The 19,752-nt window shown below is 70.8% G+C and carries 19 protein-coding genes; 14 read left to right on the forward strand and 5 right to left on the reverse strand.

Annotation, left to right across the window (positions count from 1 at the left end):
- Nucleotides 1–75 precede the first annotated feature (75 nt).
- The 10 genes from OP79_RS00325 (at nucleotide 76) to cobC (ending at nucleotide 11,433) form a co-directional block, all read left to right on the forward strand.
- Nucleotides 76–2,103: a putative cobaltochelatase gene (locus OP79_RS00325; RefSeq protein WP_033317805.1), complete on the forward strand. Its 2,028-nt coding sequence runs from the start codon at nucleotides 76–78 to the stop codon at nucleotides 2,101–2,103.
- Complete coding sequence (cobO, locus tag OP79_RS00330) at nucleotides 2,103–2,702, forward strand: cob(I)yrinic acid a,c-diamide adenosyltransferase (protein WP_033317806.1); 600 nt, start codon at nucleotides 2,103–2,105, stop codon at nucleotides 2,700–2,702. Before OP79_RS00325 ends, cobO begins: the two co-directional genes overlap by 1 nt.
- Nucleotides 2,696–4,186 carry a cobyrinic acid a,c-diamide synthase CobB gene (locus OP79_RS00335; protein WP_033317807.1) on the forward strand — a complete coding sequence of 497 codons (1,491 nt, stop codon included), beginning with the start codon at nucleotides 2,696–2,698 and terminating at the stop codon, nucleotides 4,184–4,186. The genes cobO and OP79_RS00335 overlap by 7 nt, the downstream gene beginning before the upstream one ends.
- Complete coding sequence (cobI, locus tag OP79_RS00340) at nucleotides 4,183–4,935, forward strand: precorrin-2 C(20)-methyltransferase (protein ID WP_211270706.1); 753 nt, start codon at nucleotides 4,183–4,185, stop codon at nucleotides 4,933–4,935. Before OP79_RS00335 ends, cobI begins: the two co-directional genes overlap by 4 nt.
- Before the next feature lie 84 nt (nucleotides 4,936–5,019).
- Nucleotides 5,020–5,847, forward strand: a complete 828-nt coding sequence (gene cobM / locus OP79_RS00345) for a precorrin-4 C(11)-methyltransferase (RefSeq protein WP_033317809.1) — start codon at nucleotides 5,020–5,022, stop codon at nucleotides 5,845–5,847.
- Nucleotides 5,844–7,118 carry a bifunctional cobalt-precorrin-7 (C(5))-methyltransferase/cobalt-precorrin-6B (C(15))-methyltransferase gene (locus tag OP79_RS00350; RefSeq protein ID WP_033317810.1) on the forward strand — a complete coding sequence of 425 codons (1,275 nt, stop codon included), beginning with the start codon at nucleotides 5,844–5,846 and terminating at the stop codon, nucleotides 7,116–7,118. The genes cobM and OP79_RS00350 overlap by 4 nt, the downstream gene beginning before the upstream one ends.
- Nucleotides 7,115–8,806, forward strand: a complete 1,692-nt coding sequence (cobJ, locus tag OP79_RS00355) for a precorrin-3B C(17)-methyltransferase (protein ID WP_033317811.1) — start codon at nucleotides 7,115–7,117, stop codon at nucleotides 8,804–8,806. The genes OP79_RS00350 and cobJ overlap by 4 nt, the downstream gene beginning before the upstream one ends.
- Nucleotides 8,803–9,432, forward strand: a complete 630-nt coding sequence (locus tag OP79_RS00360; RefSeq protein WP_051744276.1) for a precorrin-8X methylmutase — start codon at nucleotides 8,803–8,805, stop codon at nucleotides 9,430–9,432. Before cobJ ends, OP79_RS00360 begins: the two co-directional genes overlap by 4 nt.
- Nucleotides 9,429–10,358 (forward strand): sirohydrochlorin chelatase, encoded by a 930-nt coding sequence (locus tag OP79_RS00365; protein WP_033317812.1) that lies wholly within the window; start codon nucleotides 9,429–9,431, stop codon nucleotides 10,356–10,358. The genes OP79_RS00360 and OP79_RS00365 overlap by 4 nt, the downstream gene beginning before the upstream one ends.
- Nucleotides 10,348–11,433 (forward strand): Rv2231c family histidinol phosphate aminotransferase CobC, encoded by a 1,086-nt coding sequence (gene cobC / locus OP79_RS00370; RefSeq protein WP_033318103.1) that lies wholly within the window; start codon nucleotides 10,348–10,350, stop codon nucleotides 11,431–11,433. The genes OP79_RS00365 and cobC overlap by 11 nt, the downstream gene beginning before the upstream one ends.
- A gap of 33 nt (nucleotides 11,434–11,466) precedes the next feature.
- Here cobC and OP79_RS00375 read toward each other — a convergent pair whose 3' ends face one another.
- The 5 genes from OP79_RS00375 to OP79_RS00395 all read right to left on the reverse strand — a co-directional run bounded on the left by OP79_RS00375 (nucleotide 11,467) and on the right by OP79_RS00395 (nucleotide 15,908).
- Nucleotides 11,467–12,162: an alpha/beta fold hydrolase gene (locus OP79_RS00375; RefSeq protein WP_033317813.1), complete on the reverse strand. Its 696-nt coding sequence runs from the start codon at nucleotides 12,160–12,162 to the stop codon at nucleotides 11,467–11,469.
- A gap of 138 nt (nucleotides 12,163–12,300) precedes the next feature.
- Nucleotides 12,301–13,392: an amidohydrolase family protein gene (locus tag OP79_RS00380; protein ID WP_033317814.1), complete on the reverse strand. Its 1,092-nt coding sequence runs from the start codon at nucleotides 13,390–13,392 to the stop codon at nucleotides 12,301–12,303.
- Between the two features lie 25 nt (nucleotides 13,393–13,417).
- Nucleotides 13,418–14,224 (reverse strand): amino acid ABC transporter ATP-binding protein, encoded by an 807-nt coding sequence (locus OP79_RS00385; RefSeq protein WP_033317815.1) that lies wholly within the window; start codon nucleotides 14,222–14,224, stop codon nucleotides 13,418–13,420.
- Nucleotides 14,221–15,054, reverse strand: coding sequence for an amino acid ABC transporter permease (locus tag OP79_RS00390; protein ID WP_033317816.1), 834 nt, complete (start codon nucleotides 15,052–15,054; stop codon nucleotides 14,221–14,223). The genes OP79_RS00385 and OP79_RS00390 overlap by 4 nt, the downstream gene beginning before the upstream one ends.
- Nucleotides 15,051–15,908 carry a transporter substrate-binding domain-containing protein gene (locus OP79_RS00395; RefSeq protein ID WP_033317817.1) on the reverse strand — a complete coding sequence of 286 codons (858 nt, stop codon included), beginning with the start codon at nucleotides 15,906–15,908 and terminating at the stop codon, nucleotides 15,051–15,053. Before OP79_RS00395 ends, OP79_RS00390 begins: the two co-directional genes overlap by 4 nt.
- A 171-nt stretch (nucleotides 15,909–16,079) precedes the next feature.
- On the opposite strand from OP79_RS00395, the gene OP79_RS00400 reads away from it, so the two are divergent.
- The 4 genes from OP79_RS00400 (at nucleotide 16,080) to OP79_RS00415 (ending at nucleotide 19,707) form a co-directional block, all read left to right on the forward strand.
- Nucleotides 16,080–17,186, forward strand: a complete 1,107-nt coding sequence (locus tag OP79_RS00400) for a pyridoxal-phosphate-dependent aminotransferase family protein (protein WP_033318104.1) — start codon at nucleotides 16,080–16,082, stop codon at nucleotides 17,184–17,186.
- A gap of 57 nt (nucleotides 17,187–17,243) precedes the next feature.
- The gene (locus OP79_RS00405; RefSeq protein WP_211270707.1) at nucleotides 17,244–17,750 is read left to right on the forward strand and encodes a GNAT family N-acetyltransferase; all 507 of its coding nucleotides are present in this window, start codon (nucleotides 17,244–17,246) and stop codon (nucleotides 17,748–17,750) included.
- 75 nt (nucleotides 17,751–17,825) lie between these two features.
- Nucleotides 17,826–18,542, forward strand: coding sequence for a DsbA family oxidoreductase (locus OP79_RS00410; protein ID WP_033317818.1), 717 nt, complete (start codon nucleotides 17,826–17,828; stop codon nucleotides 18,540–18,542).
- Between the two features lie 112 nt (nucleotides 18,543–18,654).
- Nucleotides 18,655–19,707: an aminotransferase class V-fold PLP-dependent enzyme gene (locus OP79_RS00415; RefSeq protein WP_033317819.1), complete on the forward strand. Its 1,053-nt coding sequence runs from the start codon at nucleotides 18,655–18,657 to the stop codon at nucleotides 19,705–19,707.
- Nucleotides 19,708–19,752: the final 45 nt, after the last annotated feature.

The raw sequence follows: 19,752 nt of genomic DNA on the forward strand, positions 1-19,752 counted from the left end.
AGCCTTGACCGTGGCACGCCTGCGGCCAGCCTTGGCCCCGCTCAGTGAAACGTCACCCGAAGGAGTGATCACAGCGTGACCACCCCCTACCCGTTCTCCGCCATCGTCGGACAAGACGACCTCCGGCTGGCACTGCTGCTGAACGCAGTGTCACCGCAGGTCGGCGGAATCCTCGTGCGCGGGGAAAAGGGGACCGCCAAGTCCACATCCGTGCGCGCCCTTTCGGCCCTCCTGCCGGAGGTGGACGTCGTCGCCGGGTGCCGGTTCTCATGTGCGCCCGGGTCGCCAGATCCGGCATGTCCCGACGGTCCGCACGAGGTGGGGCCCGGTACGACGCGTCCCGCGCGAATGGTCGAGCTGCCGGTCGGCGCGTCCGAGGACCGGCTCGTCGGCGCACTCGACATCGAGCGAGCACTTGCGGAGGGCGTGAAGGCGTTCGAGCCGGGGCTGCTCGCCTCGGCGCACCGAGGAATCCTTTACGTCGACGAAGTCAATCTCTTGCACGACCACTTGGTCGACCTCTTGCTGGACGCCGCCGCGATGGGTGCCTCGTACGTCGAGCGAGAAGGCGTCTCCGTCCGGCACGCCGCCCGATTCCTGCTGGTCGGAACCATGAACCCCGAAGAAGGCGAGCTGCGGCCCCAGCTCCTCGACCGCTTCGGGCTGACCGTCGAGGTCACCGCCTCGCGGGAGCCGGACCAACGGGTCGAGGTCGTGCGGCGGCGGCTCGCGTACGACGACGACCCCGCCGGCTTCGCGGCGCGCTGGGCCGACGAGGAGGCCGCCGTACGGGCGCGGATCGTGGCGGCGCGGGAGTTGTTGCCGTCGGTGCAGCTGGGCGACGGGGCGTTGCGGCAGATCGCGGCGACCTGTAGTGCCTTCGAGGTCGACGGCATGCGCGCCGACATCGTGATGGCGCGGACCGCTACGGCGTTGGCCGCGTGGGCCGGCCGTACCGACGTACTCGCGGAGGACGTCCGGCAGGCCGCGCTGCTCGCGCTTCCTCACCGTCGGCGCCGGTCGCCCTTCGACGCGCCCGGACTCGACGAGGACAAACTCGACGAAACACTGGAGGAGTTCGGCGGCGGGGACGACTCCGGCGACGAGGACCCGGATCCGGACGGGCCCGGCGGTGGCGGGCAGCCGCCGCAGGACGGGCCGGGCGACGACAGCGAGTCACCTGCCGGTGAGGTTCCGGCGCAAGGCGAGCCCTCGGAGGGCGACGAGCAGGCGCCGACCGCACCCGGTGGCGGTGAGCAGTCCCCCGTACGGGCTGCCGAGCCGTTTCGTACCAAGGCGCTGAGCGTGCCCGGACTCGGCGAGGGTGCTGCCGGGCGTCGCTCTCGGGCGCGGACCGAGCACGGGCGGACCACCGGGGCCCGACGGCCCCAAGGGGCGCTCACCAAGCTGCACTTGGCGGCGACCGTGCAGGCCGCGGCCCCGCATCAGCGGGCTCGTGGACGGTCGGGGCCCGGACTTGTCGTACGGCGCGACGATCTGCGGCAGGCGACCAGAGAGGGCCGCGAGTCCAATCTCGTCCTGTTCGTCGTGGACGCCTCCGGATCCATGGCCGCACGGCAGCGGATGAGTGCGGTGAAGGGGGCCGTGCTGTCGCTGCTGCTCGACGCGTATCAGCGGCGGGACAAGGTGGGGCTGGTGACCTTCCGGGGGAAGGACGCCGAGGTCGCGTTGCCGCCGACCTCGTCGGTGGACGCGGCGGCGGCCCGGCTGGAGTCGTTGCCGACGGGTGGGCGGACACCGCTGGCCGCGGGGCTGTTGAGGGCCCATGACGTGCTGCGGGTGGAGCGGCTCAGAGATCCCGCGCGGCGTTCGCTCGTCGTCGTGGTGACGGACGGGCGGGCTACGGGCGGGCCGGATCCCGTCGCGCTCTCGGGCCGCGCGGCGCGGCTGTTCGCGGCCGACGGGGTCGCGTCCGTGGTCGTCGACTGCGAGTCGGGGCCGGTAAGGCTCGGGCTCGCGGGGCAGCTCGCGGGTGAACTCGGTGGTACGGCAGTCACGTTGGACGAGCTGCGGGCCGACTCGATCGCCGGGCTTGTCAGGGACGTTCAGGGCAGCAGGGACAATGGCAGGAGGGCCGCGTAATGCCGCAGGGACAGCCGAGTGTCGTACCGGATGACGGGTTGACGACTCGTCAGCGGCGTAATCGTCCTCTCGTCGTCGTGCATACGGGGATCGGCAAGGGCAAGTCCACCGCTGCCTTCGGGCTCGCGCTGCGGGCCTGGAATCAGGGGTGGCCGATCGGGGTGTTCCAGTTCGTGAAGTCGGCGAAGTGGAAGGTCGGCGAGGAGAACGCCTTGCGGGTCCTCGGTGCCTCCGGTGAGGGCGGGTCCGTCGACTGGCACAAGATGGGTGAGGGCTGGTCCTGGGTGCAACGCGACTCCCAGATGGACAACGAGGAGAAGGCCCGCGAGGGGTGGGAGCAGGTCAAGCGGGACCTCGCTGCCGAGACGTACAAGCTGTATGTCCTCGATGAGTTCGCGTACCCCATGCACTGGGGGTGGGTCGATGTCGACGAGGTGATCTCGGTGCTTCGGGACCGGCCGGGGACGCAGCATGTGGTGATCACCGGGCGGAACGCGCCCGAGAAGCTCGTCGAATTCGCCGATCTCGTCACCGACATGTCCAAGGTCAAGCATCCGATGGACGCCGGTCAGAAGGGCCAGAGGGGCATCGAGTGGTGATTTCCGTCCCTCGGCTGGTCATTGCCGCGCCTTCTTCCGGAAGCGGCAAGACCACTGTTGCTACGGGGCTGATGGCGGCGTTCGCCTCGCGGGGGCTTGCCGTGTCTCCGCACAAGGTGGGGCCCGACTACATCGATCCCGGGTATCACTCGCTTGCCGCTGGGCGAGTGGGGCGGAATCTCGATGCGTATCTGTGTGGGGCGGAGTTGGTGGCTCCGTTGTTCGCGCATGGTGCGCGTGGGTGTGATGTCGCCGTTGTCGAGGGTGTGATGGGGCTGTACGACGGGGCCGCCGGGGAGGGGGAGTTGGCCTCCACCGCTCATGTGGCGAAGTTGCTGCGGGCGCCGGTGGTGTTGGTCGTGGATGCGTCTTCGCAGTCCCGGTCGGTGGCTGCGTTGGTGCATGGGTTCGCTTCCTGGGATCCCGAAGTGCGGGTTGCGGGGGTGATTCTCAACAAGGTCGGGTCCGAGCGGCATGAGGTGATGTTGCGGGAGGCGTTGGACGAGTCGGGGGTGCCGGTGCTTGGCGTCCTGCGGCGGGCTCGGCAGGTGGGTACTCCTTCTCGGCACCTTGGTCTTGTGCCGGTTGCCGAGCGGCGGGCGGAGGCTGTTGAGGCGGTCGGTGCCATGGCTTCGCTGGTGCGGGAGGGGTGTGATCTGGATGCGCTGCTTGCGGTGGCGCGCGGTGCGCCCTCGTTGTCGGGTGCGGCTTGGGATGTGGCTGGGGTGGTGGCCTGCGGCGCTTCTTCCCCAGCCCCGCCCCTTCCCGAAACTGGGGGCTCCGCCCCCAGACCCCCGTATCGGCCTGAACGGCCTCGTCCTCAAGCGCCGGACGGGCTGGTTGGTGCCGGCCTGAGCTCACATGAACCGGCCAAACCCAAGGCGCCCCTCGTCGCCGTCGCCGGCGGCCCCGCCTTCACCTTCTCCTACGCCGAGCATGCCGAACTGCTCGCCGCCGCCGGAGCCGAAGTCATCACCTTCGACCCGCTCCATGACGAGCAACTGCCGGACGGAACGGCCGGATTGGCCATCGGAGGCGGGTTCCCGGAGGTGTACGCCGCCGAGCTGTCCGCCAACGAACCCCTGCGCAAAGCCATCGCCGAGCTGGCGTTCAGCGGCGCTCCCGTCGCCGCCGAATGTGCCGGCCTCCTCTACCTCTCCCGTGAGCTCGACGGTCAGCCCATGTGCGGTGTCCTGGACACGACCGCCCGTATGGACGAGCGGCTGACCCTGGGGTATCGGGACGCCGTGGCCGTGAGCGACAGCGTGCTCGCCGTAGCCGGGACGCGGATGCGCGGGCACGAGTTTCACCGCACCGTCGTCGAGCCCGGCGCGGGGGCCGCTCCCGCCTGGGGGCTCCACGCTCCTGAGCGGCGGGTCGAAGGTTTCGTACAACAAGGTGTGCACGCGAGTTACGTGCACACGCACTGGGCGTCCGCACCCGGTGTCGCCCGTCGGTTCGTGGAGAGGTGCCGGACGTCATGAGCAGCAGCAGACTGATCGGAGTCGGAGTGGGGCCCGGGGACCCGGAGCTCGTGACCGTCAAGGGGGTCAACGCTCTCCGTGCGGCGGACGTGGTCGTCGTTCCTGTGATGGCTGCATCTGACGGAAAGGATGGCGGCGAGCGCGGCCGCGCCGAGGCCACCGTGCTGCACTATGTGCCCGAGGACAAGGTCGTACGGGTCGTGTTCGCGCTCAACGAGCGGTCGGACCGAGCCAGGCGCGAGGCTGCCTGGGACGCGGCCGGTGCACGGGTGGCCGAGCTGCTGCGCACCCACGGAACGGTCGCCTTCGCGACCATCGGCGACCCTAACGTGTACTCCACGTTCACCTATCTCGCGCAGACCATCGAGGAGTTGGTTCCGGGGACGGTCGTCGAAACGGTGCCCGGCATCACCGCCATGCAGGACCTCGCCGCCCGCTCCGGTGCCGTACTGACCGAGGGCACCGAGCCACTCACCCTGGTCCCCGTCACGGCCGGCGCCGCGGTGCTGAAGGACGCGCTCGCCGGTCCGGGCACGGTGGTGGCGTACAAGTTCGGCCGCCTCGCGGAGGAAGTGGTCGCGGCGCTGCGGGAGACCGGGCGGCTCGATGACGCGGTATGGGGTTCCGCGCTGGGCCTGCCCGACGAGTCGATCAGTCCCGCGTCCGACCTGGACGGCACTCCCCTGCCCTACCTCTCCACCCTCATCGCCCCAGCTCAACGCCATGGCAAACGCGGCGGCAAGCTGTGACCGCCCGAAATCGCTGATCACTCGTAGCCCTCGCACGCAGCCCTCGCAGTACTCGTACCACTCGTAGGAGAGGACCCACCCCCCATGCCCGACGCCTCCACCCCCAAGGTGACCTTCGTCGGCGCCGGGCCCGGCGCAGCCGACCTGCTCACCTTCCGCGCCGCGAAAGCGATCGCCGAGGCCGACATCGTCATCTGGGCGGCCAGCCTGGTGCAGGAGGAGGTCCTGGAGCACGCGCGCGAAGGAGCGGAGATCCTCGACTCGGCGACCATGTCGCTCGAGGACGTCGTCGCCGTGTACGAGCGGGCCGCGGCGGAAGGCCTGAAGGTGGCCCGCATCCACTCCGGCGACCCGGCGCTGTGGGGCGGCACGCAGGAGCAGGTCGACCGGTGCGAGAACATCGGCATCGAGACCGAGATCGTCCCCGGCGTCTCCTCCTTCTCCGCCGTCGCCGCCTTGGCGCAACGCGAGCTGACCATCCCCGAGATCGCCCAGTCCGTGATCCTCACCCGCCTCGGCGGCGGCAAGACGCCCATGCCGCCGGGCGAGGAGGTCCGCGAGTTCGCTCGCCACGGCACCACCATGGCACTGTTTCTGTCCGCCGCCCGCAGCGGCCAGCTCGTACGGGAGCTGCTGGAGGGCGGCTACCCGACGACGACGCCGGTCGTGGTCGCGTACCAGGCGACCTGGCCCGAGGAGCTGATCGTGAAGTGCACGATCGGCACGCTGGAGGAGACCGTCAAGGAGCACAAGCTGTGGAAGCACACGCTGTTCCTGGTCGGCCCGGCCCTCGACGCGCACGGCACCCGCTCGCACCTCTACCACCCGGGCCACTTCCACGGCTTCCGCAAGGCGGACCCGGAGGCTCGTAAGGCGCTGCGTACGCAAGGCATGCGGGGTGCCACACCATGATCACTGTCGTCGGTACGGGAACGGGGGCGCCCCTTCCTCCGGACGCCGAGGCCGAGTTGGCCGCGGCGACGCTCGTCGTGGGCGCCCGTCGGCATCTGGCGGCGGCCCCCCTGCCGGACACGGTGGAACGGATCGTCCTCGGTCCGCTGCCCCCCGCCCTCGACGCGATAGAGCAGCACCTGAAGAAGCCCGCGCATCACGCTGATCAACAGCGCATCGTCGTACTGGCCTCCGGGGACCCCGGCTTCTTCGGCATCGTACGAGCGCTCGCCGAGCGCTTCGGCGCCCACACCCTGGATGTACGCCCCGGTGTCTCCTCCGTCGCCACCGCCTTCGCACGACTGGGCCTGACCTGGGACGACGCGGTCGTGGTGAGCGCTCACGGCCGGGATCCACGGACCGCGGTGAACGTCTGCCGGGCCCACCCGAAGGTGGCGGTGCTGACCGGCCCGGGCGCCGGGCCCGCGGAACTGGGCGCCGCGCTGCAATCGCAGTCGCAGTCGAGCGAGCGCGTCCTCGTCGTGGCCTCGGCCCTGGGTTCGGGCCCGGACGAGCGCGTCGAGCGGGTCACGCCCGCCGAGGCCGCCGCCCGCGAGTGGGGAACGGCGGTCAGCGTCGTGCTGTGCCTCGACGAGTCCCGCGCCCTCTCCCCCGTGCGCACGATCGCCGGACCACCACCCGGGCCCGCCCAATGGGCCCTGGACGAGGGCGAGTTCATGTACCGCGACTCGATGATCAGCAAGTTCGAGGTACGGGCCCTGGCGCTGGCCCGGCTCGGGCCGCGGCTCGGCGACCACGTCTGGGACATCGGCGCGGGCTCCGGCTCGGTCGCCGTGGAGTGCGCGCGGCTCGGGGCCGCCGTGACCGCCGTCGAGAAGAGCGGGGACGGCGTGGAGCGCGTTCGCGCCAACGCCGCCGCGCACGGCGTCCACGTGACCGCCGTGCAGGGCGTCGCACCCGCCGTACTGTCCGAACTCCCCGACCCCGACGCCGTGTTCATCGGCGGCGGCGGGCGTGAGCTGCCCGCGATCGTGACGGACTGCGCACGGCGGGCGCAGCGGTCGGTCGTGGTGGCGATGGCCGCGCTCGACCGGGTTCCGGCGGCGCGGGAGGCGCTGCTGGCCGCCGGGTTCGACTGTGACGGCGTATTGCTGCAGTCGTCCCGGCTCGCGCCGCTGCCCGGGGACGTGACCCGGCTCGCGGCGACCAATCCCGTCTTTCTGCTGTGGGGCGTCAGGCCTCAGGCGCGTACCAAGGGAGTTACTCAGTGATCGGCCTGATTTCGGCGACGGCGGCGGGTGCCAGGGCCCGTGAACGGGTGGCCGCGGCCTGGCCGGATCGCACGCGGGTGTACGACGGTCCCGTGAGCGATGCCGTGCGGCGGGCCTTCGCGGAGTGTGAGCAGCTGGTGTGCTTCCTGGCGACTGGGGCTGTTGTGCGGCTCGTCGCGCCGCTGTTGGCGGACAAAGCGTCCGACCCCGGGATCGTGTGTGTCGACGAGGGCGGACGGTTCGCCGTCTCGCTCGTCGGCGGGCACGGGGGCGGCGCCAATGAACTCGCGGGCGCGGTGGGTGAGTTGCTCGGCGCGCAGCCCGTGGTGACGACGGCGACGGACGCGGTCGGGGTGCCCGGCCTGGACACGCTCGGTTTTCCGGTCGAGGGGGATGTCGCCGGTGTGTCGCGGGCTCTGCTGGACGGGGAGCCCGTCGCCCTGGAGGCGGAGGTGCCGTGGCCGCTCCCTCCGCTTCCCGTCACCCCGACAGGTCAGTACACGATCCGCGTCAGCGACCGCCTGGCCGAGCCCGCCGCGCACGAAGTCGTCCTCCGCCCGCCGTCCCTCGTCGTCGGCGTCGGCGCTTCCAAGGGCGCCCCCGTGGACGAGGTGTTGGCGAACATCGAGGACGCCCTGCGCGATGCCGGCCTGTCGGCGAAGTCGGTCGCCGAACTCGCCACCGTCGACGCCAAGGCCGACGAGCCCGGCATCGTGGAGGCAGCCGCCCGCCTCGGGGTACCTCTGGTCACGTACTCCGCCGAGGAGTTGGCGGCCGTGGCCGTACCGAACCCGTCGGACGCCCCGCTTGCCGCCGTCGGTACGCCCTCCGTGGCGGAAGCCGCCGCGCTCGTACAGGGCGGCGAACTCCTCGTACCCAAGCGGAAGTCGGCCGGACAGGCCGGACAGCCCGCGATGGCGACCTGTGCCGTCGTACGGCGTCCCTCCCGCGGCCGACTCGCCGTCGTCGGGCTCGGCCCCGGCGCGCGCGACCTCCTCACCCCACGCGCCAAGGACGAACTGCGCCGCGCCTCCGTGCTCGTCGGGCTCGACCAGTACGTCGACCAGATCCGCGACCTGCTCCGCCCCGGCACCCGGATTCTGGAATCCGGGCTCGGCGCGGAGGAGGAGCGGGCCCGAACCGCCGTGGCGGAGGCGCGACTTGGGCATGCGGTGGCGCTCATCGGCAGCGGGGACGCGGGCGTGTACGCGATGGCCTCGCCCGCGCTCGCGGAGGCGTCCGACGACATCGACGTGGTCGGAGTGCCGGGAGTGACCGCCGCGCTCGCGGCCGGGGCGATCCTGGGGGCGCCGCTCGGCCATGACCATGTGTCGATCAGCCTGTCCGACCTGCACACGCCGTGGGAGGTCATCGAGCGGCGGGTACGGGCCGCCGCGGAGGCGGACATCGTGGTGACGTTCTACAACCCCCGTAGCCGGGGCCGCGATTGGCAGCTGCCCAAGGCGCTCGCGATCCTCGGCGAGCACCGGGAGCCGGCGACGCCCGTCGGTGTCGTACGCAACGCCTCGCGCCCGGACGAGTCCAGCCGCCTCACCACGCTCGCCGAACTCGACCCGGCCACCGTCGACATGATGACGGTCGTGACGGTGGGCAACACGGCGACCCGTGAGATCGCGGGCCGCATGGTCACGCCGCGCGGCTACCGCTGGCAGGAGGAGGCCAGGTGAACCGCGTCGTACACCCCATTGAGGTGGAGTCCTTCCGGCGGCTGCGCTCCCGGCTCGACACCTCGCACTTCCCGCCGCTGACGCGCGCGGTCGTGGAACGGGTGATCCACTCGGCGGCCGACCTCGCGTACGCGGAGGACCTCGTCATGGACGAGGGCGCGCTGGAGAAGGCTCATGCCGCGCTGCACGACGGGGCGCCCGTCGTGGTGGACGTGGAGATGGTCGCGGCGGGCATCACCCGGCGCGAGACCGTGTGCCGGCTGAAGGACGCCGAGTCCGGTCCTGGGCTGACCCGTTCGGCGCATGCGATCCGGCTCGCGTACGAGCAGGTCGGGCCCGGTGCGCTCTGGGTGATCGGCTGCGCTCCGACCGCACTGGAGGAGCTGCTGACGCTGGACGCCGCTCCGGCGCTCGTCATCGGTCTGCCCGTCGGTTTCGTCGGCGCGGCGGAGTCCAAGGCCGCGTTGCGGGAGAGCGGGCTGCCCGCCGTCAGCAACATCTCCGAGAAGGGCGGTTCGGCGGTCGCCGCGGCGGCGCTGAACGCCCTGCTGTATCACCCCGTACCCCCTTCGCACCCCGTACACCCCGTATCCGAGGCCTCCGCGCCCCTGAAGGAGAAACCGTGACCACGTCCCAGCCGCCCGCCCTGCTCATCGCCGGACACGGCACCCGGGACGAGGCGGGCGCCGAGGCCTTCCGTGACTTCGTGCGGGAGTTGGGCCGCCGCACCCCCGAACTCCCCGTCGCGGGCGGCTTCATCGAGCTGTCCCCGCCGCCGCTCGGCGACGCCGTGACGGAGCTGGTCGAGCGAGGGGTACGCCGTTTCGCCGCCGTCCCGCTGATGCTCGTGTCGGCCGGGCACGCCAAGGGCGACATTCCGGCGGCGCTGGCCCGTGAGAAGGAACGACACCCGGGGATCTCGTACACGTACGGGCGCCCGCTCGGCCCGCACCCCGCGCTGCTCGCCGTCCTTGAGCGACGGCTCGACGAGGCGCTCGGCTCTACGGCGCGCACGCCCTTCGACCGGGCCGATGTGACCGTCCTCCTCGTCGGGCGGGGCTCGACCGACCCGGACGCCAACGCGGAGGTCCACAAGGCGGCGCGGCTGTTGTGGGAGGGGCGGGGGTACGCGGGCGTGGAGACGGCGTTCGTGTCGCTCGCGGCGCCGGATGTGCCGTCAGGGCTCGACCGCTGCGTGCGGCTGGGCGCCCGCCGGATCGTCGTGCTCCCCTACTTCCTGTTCACCGGCATCCTGCCGGACCGGGTGCGGCTGCAGACCGAAGGCTGGGCGGCGGCGCACCCGGAGGTCGACGTACGGTCGGCCGAAGTCATCGGCCCGGAGCCGGAGTTGCTCGACCTGGTGATGGAGCGCTATCGGGAGGCCGTGGCCGGCGACCTCCGGATGAACTGCGACTCCTGCGTCTACCGCATCGCGCTGCCGGGCTTCGAGGACAAGGTGGGCATGCCCCAGCAGCCTCACTTCCACCCGGACGACGACGATCACCACCACGGTGGTCACCACCACGGCCATGCACACTCCCATGCGCACTGAGAGACCCGAGGGAACCGAGGACCGGGCGCACGACCTCCGTCACCACGGTGACGCCGAGGTACGCGACGACGGCTCGGCCCTCGTCGACCTCGCGGTGAACGTCCGCGCCGACACGCCTCCCACGTGGCTGCGCGAGCGAATAGCCGAGTCGCTGACCGGGCTGGCCGCCTACCCGGACGGCCGGGCCGCGCGCGCGGCGGTGGCCGCCCGGCACGGGCTCCCCGTGGAGCGTGTACTCCTCACGGCGGGCGCGGCGGAGGCCTTCGTGCTGCTCGCCCGCGCCCTGAAGGTACGTCAGCCGGTGGTGGTGCACCCGCAGTTCACGGAGCCGGAGGCGGCGTTGCGGGACGCGGGTCACGCCGTGGACCGGGTGCTGCTGCGCGAGGAGGACGGCTTCCGCCTGGACCCGTCGGCTGTCCCCGAGGACGCGGACCTGGTGGTGATCGGCAACCCGACCAACCCCACGTCCGTCCTCCACCCGGCGGCCACGATCGCCGGACTCGCCCGTCCCGGACGGACGTTGGTGATCGACGAGGCGTTCATGGACGCGGTACCGGATGAGCGCGAGGCCCTTGCCGGGCGTGTCGATGTCCCCGGCCTGGTGGTACTGCGCAGCCTCACGAAGACGTGGGGCCTGGCCGGGCTGCGGATCGGCTACGTGCTCGCTCCTCCGGAGACGATCGCGGACCTGGAGCGGGCGCAGCCCCTGTGGCCGGTCTCCACGCCGGCCCTCGCGGCGGCGGAGGCCTGCATGTCCCCGCGGGCCCTCGCGGAACAGGCCGACGCGGCCCGCCGGGTCGCTGCGGACCGGGCCCATTTTGTCGCAGGGCTCAAGGAGTTCGCCTCCGACGGGTTGGCTGTGGCGGAGCCCGCGGAGGGTCCCTTCGTCCTCGTACGGCTTCCTCGAGCGGCGGCCGTACGCCACCACCTACGCACCCTCGGCTACGCGGTGCGCCGCGGGGATACGTTCCCGGGGTTGGGCGAGGAGTGGCTGCGGCTGGCGGTACGGGACCGGTCGACGGTGAACCGGTTCCTGCAGGCGCTGGACAGGGCGGTGACAGGGGTGGGGCGGTAGCGGCGGGGGGGGGGGGCTGCCCTGCCCCGGCGATCAGCCGTGAACGGCGTTGAGGATGGCGGCGAGCTTTCCGGGTGCGCTGATCATTGCCATGTGGCCGGTGTCGAGATCGACGACGTTCGGCCGAAGCAGCGCGATGGATCGCTGCTGGAGTTCCTCGACGTAGCACTGGTCCCGGGTGAGGTGCACGTACGTCCGGGGTATCTCCCGCCGGTAGCCGCTCAGGTCCACGGGCTCCCTCAGCAGGGCACCCGAGTCGTCGGCCAGCCGGTCCAGAGCGGATGCGGCGGTCGCGTCGTCCATGTCGTTGCACAGCATCGCGGCGGCGCCCTCGCGTGTCTGGTGGTAGACACCGCCGACGATGGACTGTTCGACCAGGTCCCGCACTCCGGGATCGATCTGGTCGAGCACCCGGGATCCGTCGGGAGGTACGACGGCCGACACGAGGATGACCTGGCGGATCCGTTCGGGTATGAGGTCCAGGACACGCGGCACCGTGACTCCCGCGAAGGAGTGGCCGACCAGCACCACGTCCCGCAGGTCCTTCGCCTCGACGTCCTCCCGGACCGCATCGGCACAGTCCGCGAGAGTGACCGTGCCCAACCCGACTTCGGCTCTCGTCCCGCGACCCGGAAGGTCGACTGCCAGCGCTTCCGCGTTCAGATGGGGGATCAGCTCGTCCCAACAGTTCGCACCGAAGCCGGCTCCGTGGATCAGGACGAACGACATTTTGCGACCTCCTCGCCGATGTCGCGAGACCTTAACTGAATTCAGCTCAGCCGCATAGGGTTCCCGCCGCACCGACAAGCGACGGCGGCGGACTCGCGCCGTGGTCGACAGGGCGAACGCTGCCGGATGAGCCGCTCCCTAGCCGACCACCCGTCCGTTCAACACCACCCGCCGAGGATCCGCCAGCACCCGTACATCCGCCCGCGGATCCCCGTCATAGACGACTAGGTCCGCGGGCGCCCCCTCCTCAAGGCCGGGCCGCCCCAGCCACGCACGCGCCCCCCACGACGTGGCCGACAGCGCCTCGACCGGCGGAATCCCGGCGGTCACCAGCTCGGCCACCTCGCCCGCCACCAGCCCGTGCGCGAGCGAACCGCCGGCGTCGGTGCCGACGTACACCGGGATACCCGCGTCGTACGCGGAGCGCACGGTGTCGTAGCGCCGCTCGTGGAGCCGTCGCATATGGGCGGACCAGCGCGGGAACTTGGACTCGGCGCCGGCCGCGAGGCGCGGGAACGTGGCGATGTTGACGAGGGTGGGGACGATGGCGACGCCGCGTGCGGCGAAGAGGGAGATGAGGTCCTCGGTCAGGCCCGTGGCGTGCTCGATGCAGTCGATGCCGGACTCGACCAGGTCCCGCAGGGAGTCCTCGGCGAAGCAGTGGGCGGTGACGCGCGCGCCGAGGCGATGGGCCTCGGCGATGGCCGCCTCGACCGCGTCTCGCGGCCAGCAGGCGCTCAGGTCTCCCGTTCCGCGGTCGATCCAGTCGCCCACCAGCTTGACCCAGCCGTCACCGCGCCGGGCCTCCTGGGCGACGTAGGCGACGAGGTCGTCGGGCTCGATCTCCCACGCGAAGTTACGGATGTAGCGACGGGTGCGGGCGATGTGGCGGCCGGCCCGAATGATCTTCGGGAGGTCGTCGCGGTCGTCGATCCAGCGGGTGTCTGAGGGCGAGCCCGCGTCGCGGATGAGGAGGGTGCCGGCGTCGCGGTCGGTCAGGGCCTGCTTCTCGGAGACGTCGTCCGGCACCGGGCCGTGGGTGTCGAGCCCGACGTGGCAGTGCGCGTCGACGAGTCCGGGCAGCGCCCAGCCCTGAACGGTACGGACATCACGGGCGCCGACGGGACGCTCGTACGAGACTCTGCCGTCGATCACCCAGAGTTCGTCCCGGGCGTCGTCGGGGCCGACGAGCACCCGCCCCTTCACGTGCAGCACCGCGCGATCGCTCATGGTCTGCACTTTAGTCAGGCGTGGGCTACTCCCCCTTGCCCACTTGGTCCGAGATCTCCTCCACGTCCGCCATGGCCGGGTCGAGGAGCCGGGACAGGAAGTGGCGGGTGCGCTCGTGGGCCGGGTTGCCGATGACCTGCTCGGGTGTGCCGTCCTCGACGATCACGCCGTCGTCCATGAAGACGACCCGGTCGGCGACCTCGCGCGCGAAGGTCATCTCGTGGGTGACGACCATCATCGTCATGCCCTCGTTCGCGAGCATGCGCATCACCGCGAGGACGTCGCCGACGAGTTCGGGGTCGAGCGCGGAGGTGGGCTCGTCGAAGAGCATCACCTCGGGCCCCATGGCGAGCGCGCGGGCGATCGCCACGCGCTGCTGCTGCCCGCCGGAGAGTGAGGAGGGATACGCGTCCGCCTTCTCGGAGAGGCCGACGCGCCGCAGGTTGTCGGCGGCCACCTTCGCCGCCTCCGCCTTGTCCCGGCCGAGTACGCGGCGCTGCGGCAGGGCGAGGTTCTCGGTCACCGACAGATGCGGGAAGAGGTTGAACTGCTGGAAGACCATGCCGATCCGGCGGCGTACGGCGTCGATGTCCACGTCGGGGTGGGTGACTTCGGTGCCGCCGACGAAGACCTGGCCCTTGGTGGGCTCCTCCAGGAGGTTCACGCAGCGCAGCAGCGTGGACTTGCCTGAGCCGGACGGGCCGATGACGCACACGACCTCGCCGCGGCCGATCTCCAGGTCGATGCCGCGCAGCACCTCGTTGTCGCCGAAGGACTTGTGCAGGCCCTTGACCTGGATCTCCGGTGTCGCCGAAGAGACTTCCGTGCTCATTTGGTGGCCTCCCCGGCCTTCGTCTCAAGACGGCGTACGACGAAACCGAGCGGGACCGTGACCAGCAGATAGCACAGGCCCGCGACCAGGATCGGCGTGGAGTTGGCGCTCTCACTCGCCAAGTCCCGGCCGAACTTGGCGAGTTCGCGCTCTTCGAGGGTGACGCCGAGGAACAGCACCAGCGAGGAGTCCTTGAAGAGGAGGACGAGTTCGTTGGTGAGCGGCGGGATCACGATGCGGAACGCCTGCGGGATGATGATCGAGGCCATGGCGCGCGTATGCGAGAAGCCCAGCGAACGGGCCGCCTCCATCTGCCCCTTGGGCACGGCCTGGATGCCCGCGCGGATGGTCTCCGCCATGTACGCGGCGGCCACCAGACCGAGCGCGAGGGCCACCTTCCCGTACGTACCGCCGGGGATCTCCGTGCCCGGGAAGGCCAGCGGTACGGCGACGCCCACGAAGATGAAGATCAGCAGGGCGGGCAGTCCGCGGAAGATCTCGATGTAGATGCCGGCGATCCAGCGGTACGGTCCCACCGGCGAGAGCCGCATGAGTGCGATGACCATGCCGAGGGCGAGGCCGAACGCGAAGCCGGACAGCGTGTAGAGCACGGTGTTGCGCAGTGCCAGCGTGATGATGTCCGGGAACAGTTCCTTCGCCAGGTCGGTCTGGGCGAACTGGTTCTGCAGCCCGTCCCAGTCGGCTGTGACGCCGAGGGCGACCAGGGCGGCGACGAAGACCGCGTACTGGATTCCTCGCGAGACGGCGCGCTTCTGACGCCTGGTCAGGCCCTGCTTGCGCGGTTGGACTTGGGTGTCAACCTTGCTCATGAGGCGGCGGACGGGGAAGCGGATGCGGCGGCGTCGCCCGCGGCGTTCTCGTCGTACGGGCCGATCCACTGCTCGTACAGCTTCTTGTACGTGCCGTCGGCCTTCGCGTCCTTCAGTGCCTTGTTGATGGCGTCGACGAGCTCGGTGTTGCCCTTCTTCACCGAGAAGCCGTACTGCTCACCGGTGTTGAGGTTGTCGACGACCTCGAAGGCGTCGGCGTTCGCCTTGTCCTTGAGCCAGCCCTGGACGACCGGGTAGTCGATGACGACGGCCTGGACCTGGCTGGTGCGCAGGCCGTTGAGGACGGCGTCGGAGCTCTCGAAGGAGACCGGGTCGAAGCCCTTGCTCTTCGCGTACTCCTCGCCCGTCGTCTGTGCCTGGGCGCCGAGCTTCTTGCCCTTCAGGGCGTCGAAGGAGCCGATGCCGCTCTTCTTGTCGACCAGGACGGCCTGGGTGGCGTCGAAGTACGGGTCGGAGAAGTCGACGTTCTTCTTGCGCTCGTCGGTGATCGTCATGCCGGCCGCGGCGAGGTCGCACTCCCCGGAGTTGAGGAACGCACCGGTCTTGAAGTTCTCGAACGGCGTGTCCAGGATGTCCTGCTTCACGCCCAGGTCCTTGGCGACCAGGTCTATGAGCGCCACGTCGAAGCCCTGCACCTTGCCGTCGACCTCCGACTGGAAGGGCGGGTACGGCAGATGCGTGCAGGTCGTGAGCTGCCCCGCCTTGACGAGGCTGACCCCCTTGACGGTCTCGCCTCCCCCGTCGCCCGACGAACATCCGGCCACGAGCAGCAGCCCGGCCGTCGCGGTGGTGGCGGCCAGAATGCGGGTCCGGCGTCCGGGGACCGTGTTCACGGAGACCTCCTGTGAGGGGATTGAAGATTCGATTATAAGGAAAGCTTTGAGTCACCCAAACCATTCCCATGGTCACTGGGTGGTCCAGCCTCAGAACTCTCCGGTTGGGGGCGCAAGGGCCGCCCGTTACGCTCTCAACGACCTACCCCCGTGAGCGAAGAGAGCACCGCCATGACCCACCCGTTCCTGAACCTGGCGCCGCTGACCGTCGCGCGCTTCGCGGCGATAGAGGACCGAGTGGCGCGGCTGCTCTCCACCGAGCAGGACGTCGTGATCACGCAGGGCGAGGCACTGCTTCCGCTGGAGGGCTGCATCCGGGGCGCCGCAGGACCGGGGACGACCGCACTGAACGTGATCACCGGCCCGTACGGACAGACCTTCGGAAACTGGCTGCGGGACTGCGGGGCGACCGTGATCGATCTCGCCGTGCCCTTCCACACTGCGGTCACGGCCGCGCGGATACGGGAGGCGTTCGCGGCACACCCGGAGATCGACTTCGTCTCGCTGGTCCACGCGGAGGCGGCGACCGGCAACACCAACCCCGTGGCGGAGATAGGTGAGGTCGTACGCGAGCACGGCGCGCTGTTCATGCTCGATGCCGTGGCCTCGGTGGGCGCCGAGCCGTTGCTGCCGGACGCGTGGGGTGTCGATCTGTGCGTGATCGGGGCGCAGAAGGCGATGGGCGGACCCGCGGGGGTCTCGGCGGTGTCGGTGAGTTCGCGGGCGTGGGCACGGATGTCCGCGAACCCGCGGGCTCCGCGCCGCTCGTATCTCTCCCTCCTGGACTGGAAGGAACGCTGGATCGACGGCGGCCGCAAGGCACTGCTGCACGCGCCGGCACAGCTGGAGATGCTCGCGCTCGAAGCGTGCGTGGAGCGGATCGAGGTGGAGGGGCTGGAAGCGGTGATGGCCCGCCACGCGACGGCCGCGGCGGCGACCCGGGCGGGGGCTCTCGCCCTGGGCGGCGGACTTGGGCCGTACGTGTACGAGGCCGGGGACGCGGCGCCTGTTGCCACAACGTTGCGTACGCCTACGGGGGTTGACGCCTCGGAACTGGTGGCCCGGGCGTTGGCCGCCGATCCAGCTCTTCCGGTGGTCGCGGGTGGGGGTGCGCTGGCCAAGGAGATGATCCGGGTCAACCACTACGGGCCCGATGCGACGCGTGGAGCTGTGCATGCCTGTGTGGCCGCCTTGGGCGCGGCACTGACCGAGTCGGGACGCTCGGTGGATCTGGAGGCGGGACGCCGAGCGGTGACGGAGGTGTGGGCTGAGGCCTGAGAGTTTCGCCGCCAGCGTGCTCGGAACCGTGCCAACGTCCGCCACGTCCTCAGCGGCATGATCAGAACACACCGAACCGTCAAGGCCCTGGTGATCAGGACCACCCTCCCCGCCGAAGCCGTGAACGTGGCCGAACTGCACAGGCGCGCCCGGGCCACCTACTACCCCGACGGCCTGCCGGACGACGGCACCGACTGGCCCGCCGTCTGGCGCGACGCCATCGAGCGCCCTGACGGCCACGTGCTGTGCGCGTTACGCGCCACCCGTCTCGTGGGCATCGCCTCCTTCCGCACCGCCGAAGGCGCCCCGGCCGACTCGGTCAAGCTGTTCCAGTTCCACATCGACCCCGGCCACTGGCGCTCCGGTATCGGCGCCGAGCTGCACGCGGCCTGCGTCGAGCAGTGGCGGGCCGACGGCAAACGGACGGCGACTCTCGAGGTGCACGTCGACAACCAACGCGCTCAGGCCTTCTACGCCCGCCAGGGCTGGGTCCCCGATCCGGAGCAGCCGCCCCGCGAAGGCGACCACCACCTGTCGCTGACCTACGCGGTGAACGGGGAATGACCTGAGCCGGTTGAACGTTCACGCACCCAGCGGAGGGAGCCTTCGCGTACCCGTGCGAGCTGGAGAGCCGAAGACATGCGCGTCGAGATCTGGAGCGATATCGCCTGCCCCTGGTGCTATGTGGGCAAGGCCCGCTTCGAGAAGGCGCTTGACGCCTTCCCGCACCGGGACGAGATCGAGGTGGTGCACCGTTCCTTCGAGCTCGACCCGAAGCGGGCCAAGGGTGACAACGAGTCCGTTCTGAAGATGCTCACCAAGAAGTACGGGATGAGCGAGGCGCAGGCCCGGGCGGGCGAGGAGAACCTGGGCTCGCTGGCCGCCGCCGAAGGGCTGGAGTACCGCACCGAGGGCCGCGACCACGGCAGCACCTTCGACATGCACCGGCTGCTGCACTTCGCCAAGGAGCAGGGACGGCAGAGCGAGCTGCTCCAGATCCTGTACCGGGCGAACTTCGTCGAGGAACGGTCCCTCTACATCGACGCCGACGCGTATCTGACCGAGCTGGCCGTCGAGGCCGGGCTCGACGCGGACGCCGCCCGCAAGGTGCTCGCCGACCCGGACGCGTACGCCGATGAGGTCCGGGCCGACGAACGCGAGGCCGCCGAGCTCGGTGCGAACGGCGTTCCCTTCTTCGTCCTCGACCGCAAGTACGGCGTCTCGGGCGCCCAGCCCGTCGAGACCTTCGGGCAGGCGCTGGAGCAGGCGTGGGGCAACCGCTCGCCGCTGAAGCTGATCCAGGACGGCGACGCGGACGCCTGCGGTCCCGACGGATGCGCGGTGCCGCAGCACTGAGAGACCGCCCACAGAAACCGCGCAGGTCAGGGGCGACGTATAAGCGTTCCTTAGCGGGATCACGTAAATAATCGCAATGGACCAAGGGACAGCGAGGGCTCACAGTGGTCCCATGGAGACCTTCGAGAGCCTCGTCCGGACCGAGTTCGCCCCGAAGAACACCTTTCTGAACACCGCGAGCAGCGGGCTGCTGCCCGCCCGTACCGTCGCCGCCCTGCAGGAGGCCGCGGCGCTCCGGGCCGACGGCAGTCCGCTGGACTCGCTGTTCGCCGATGTGGAGGCCGCCCGGGCCTCCTTCGCCCGGCTGGCCGGAGTCCCGGTAGGCCGGGTGGCGGCCGGGTCCTCGGTCAGCGCCTACACCGGGCTTGTCGCCGCCTCGCTGCCCGCGGGCGCCGAAGTCCTCACCGCCGAGGACGACTTCGCCTCCGTCGTGAACCCCTTCCACGTCCGCACGGACCTCAAGGTGCGGGCCGTGCCCCTGGAGCGGATCGCCGAGTCCGTCCGGCCCGGCACCGCACTCGTCGCGGTCAGCGCCGCGCAGTCCGCCGACGGCCGGATCGCCGACCTGGCCACGCTGCGCGAGGCGGCCCGGGAGCACGGGGCCCGTACGTACGTCGACTTCTCCCAGGCGGCCGGCTGGCTGCCGATGGAGGCTGGGGCGTACGACTACACCTCCTCCGTCTGCTACAAGTGGCTGCTCGGCCCGCACGGAGCTGGTTTCCTCGTCGTGCCGGAGGACTTCGGCGGGCTCACGCCGATCCTGGCCGGCTGGGTCGCCGGGGAGCACCCGTGGGACAGCTGCTACGGCCCCGTGGCCGAACTCGCCCACTCCGCCCGGCGGTTCGATCTGCCCCCCGCTCTCTTCAGCTACGCCGGACTGCGCCGCTCCCTCGAACTCATCGAGGAACTCGGCGTCGACGCCATCCACGCCCACGACCTCGCCCTCGCCGACCGCTTCCGGGCGGGGCTCACCGGTCTCGGCCACGAAGCCCTGCCCGCGCCGGGCTCGGCGATCGTGTCCGTGCCCGGCCTCGGCCACCTCCAGCCCGAGCTGGGCAAGGCCGGGATCCAGGTCTCCAACCGCGCGGGCAACCTGCGTGCCTCCTTCCACCTCTACAACACGCCCGCCGACGTCGACCGCCTGCTGGATGTCCTGTCCGCCTGAACCACTGGCGTGGGCCCGCCGGGGACGCTAGGAAGGCACCAGGGG

Source organism: Streptomyces yerevanensis, from assembly GCF_000716805.1.
Lineage (GTDB): Bacteria > Actinomycetota > Actinomycetes > Streptomycetales > Streptomycetaceae > Streptomyces > Streptomyces flaveus.

Bases quoted from the DNA above. Each gene is read 5' to 3' on its own strand.
- cobO (WP_033317806.1), top strand. From the start codon at position 2,103: ATGCCGCAGGGACAGCCGAGTGTCGTACCGGATGACGGGTTGACGACT.
- cobI (WP_211270706.1), top strand. From the start codon at position 4,183: ATGAGCAGCAGCAGACTGATCGGAGTCGGAGTGGGGCCCGGGGACCCG.
- cobM (WP_033317809.1), top strand. From the start codon at position 5,020: ATGCCCGACGCCTCCACCCCCAAGGTGACCTTCGTCGGCGCCGGGCCC.
- OP79_RS00350 (WP_033317810.1), top strand. From the start codon at position 5,844: ATGATCACTGTCGTCGGTACGGGAACGGGGGCGCCCCTTCCTCCGGAC.
- cobC (WP_033318103.1), top strand. From the start codon at position 10,348: ATGCGCACTGAGAGACCCGAGGGAACCGAGGACCGGGCGCACGACCTC.
- OP79_RS00375 (WP_033317813.1), bottom strand. From the start codon at position 12,162: ATGTCGTTCGTCCTGATCCACGGAGCCGGCTTCGGTGCGAACTGTTGG.
- OP79_RS00380 (WP_033317814.1), bottom strand. From the start codon at position 13,392: ATGAGCGATCGCGCGGTGCTGCACGTGAAGGGGCGGGTGCTCGTCGGC.
- OP79_RS00385 (WP_033317815.1), bottom strand. From the start codon at position 14,224: ATGAGCACGGAAGTCTCTTCGGCGACACCGGAGATCCAGGTCAAGGGC.
- OP79_RS00390 (WP_033317816.1), bottom strand. From the start codon at position 15,054: ATGAGCAAGGTTGACACCCAAGTCCAACCGCGCAAGCAGGGCCTGACC.
- OP79_RS00400 (WP_033318104.1), top strand. From the start codon at position 16,080: ATGACCCACCCGTTCCTGAACCTGGCGCCGCTGACCGTCGCGCGCTTC.
- OP79_RS00405 (WP_211270707.1), top strand. From the start codon at position 17,244: ATGATCAGAACACACCGAACCGTCAAGGCCCTGGTGATCAGGACCACC.
- OP79_RS00410 (WP_033317818.1), top strand. From the start codon at position 17,826: ATGCGCGTCGAGATCTGGAGCGATATCGCCTGCCCCTGGTGCTATGTG.
- OP79_RS00415 (WP_033317819.1), top strand. From the start codon at position 18,655: ATGGAGACCTTCGAGAGCCTCGTCCGGACCGAGTTCGCCCCGAAGAAC.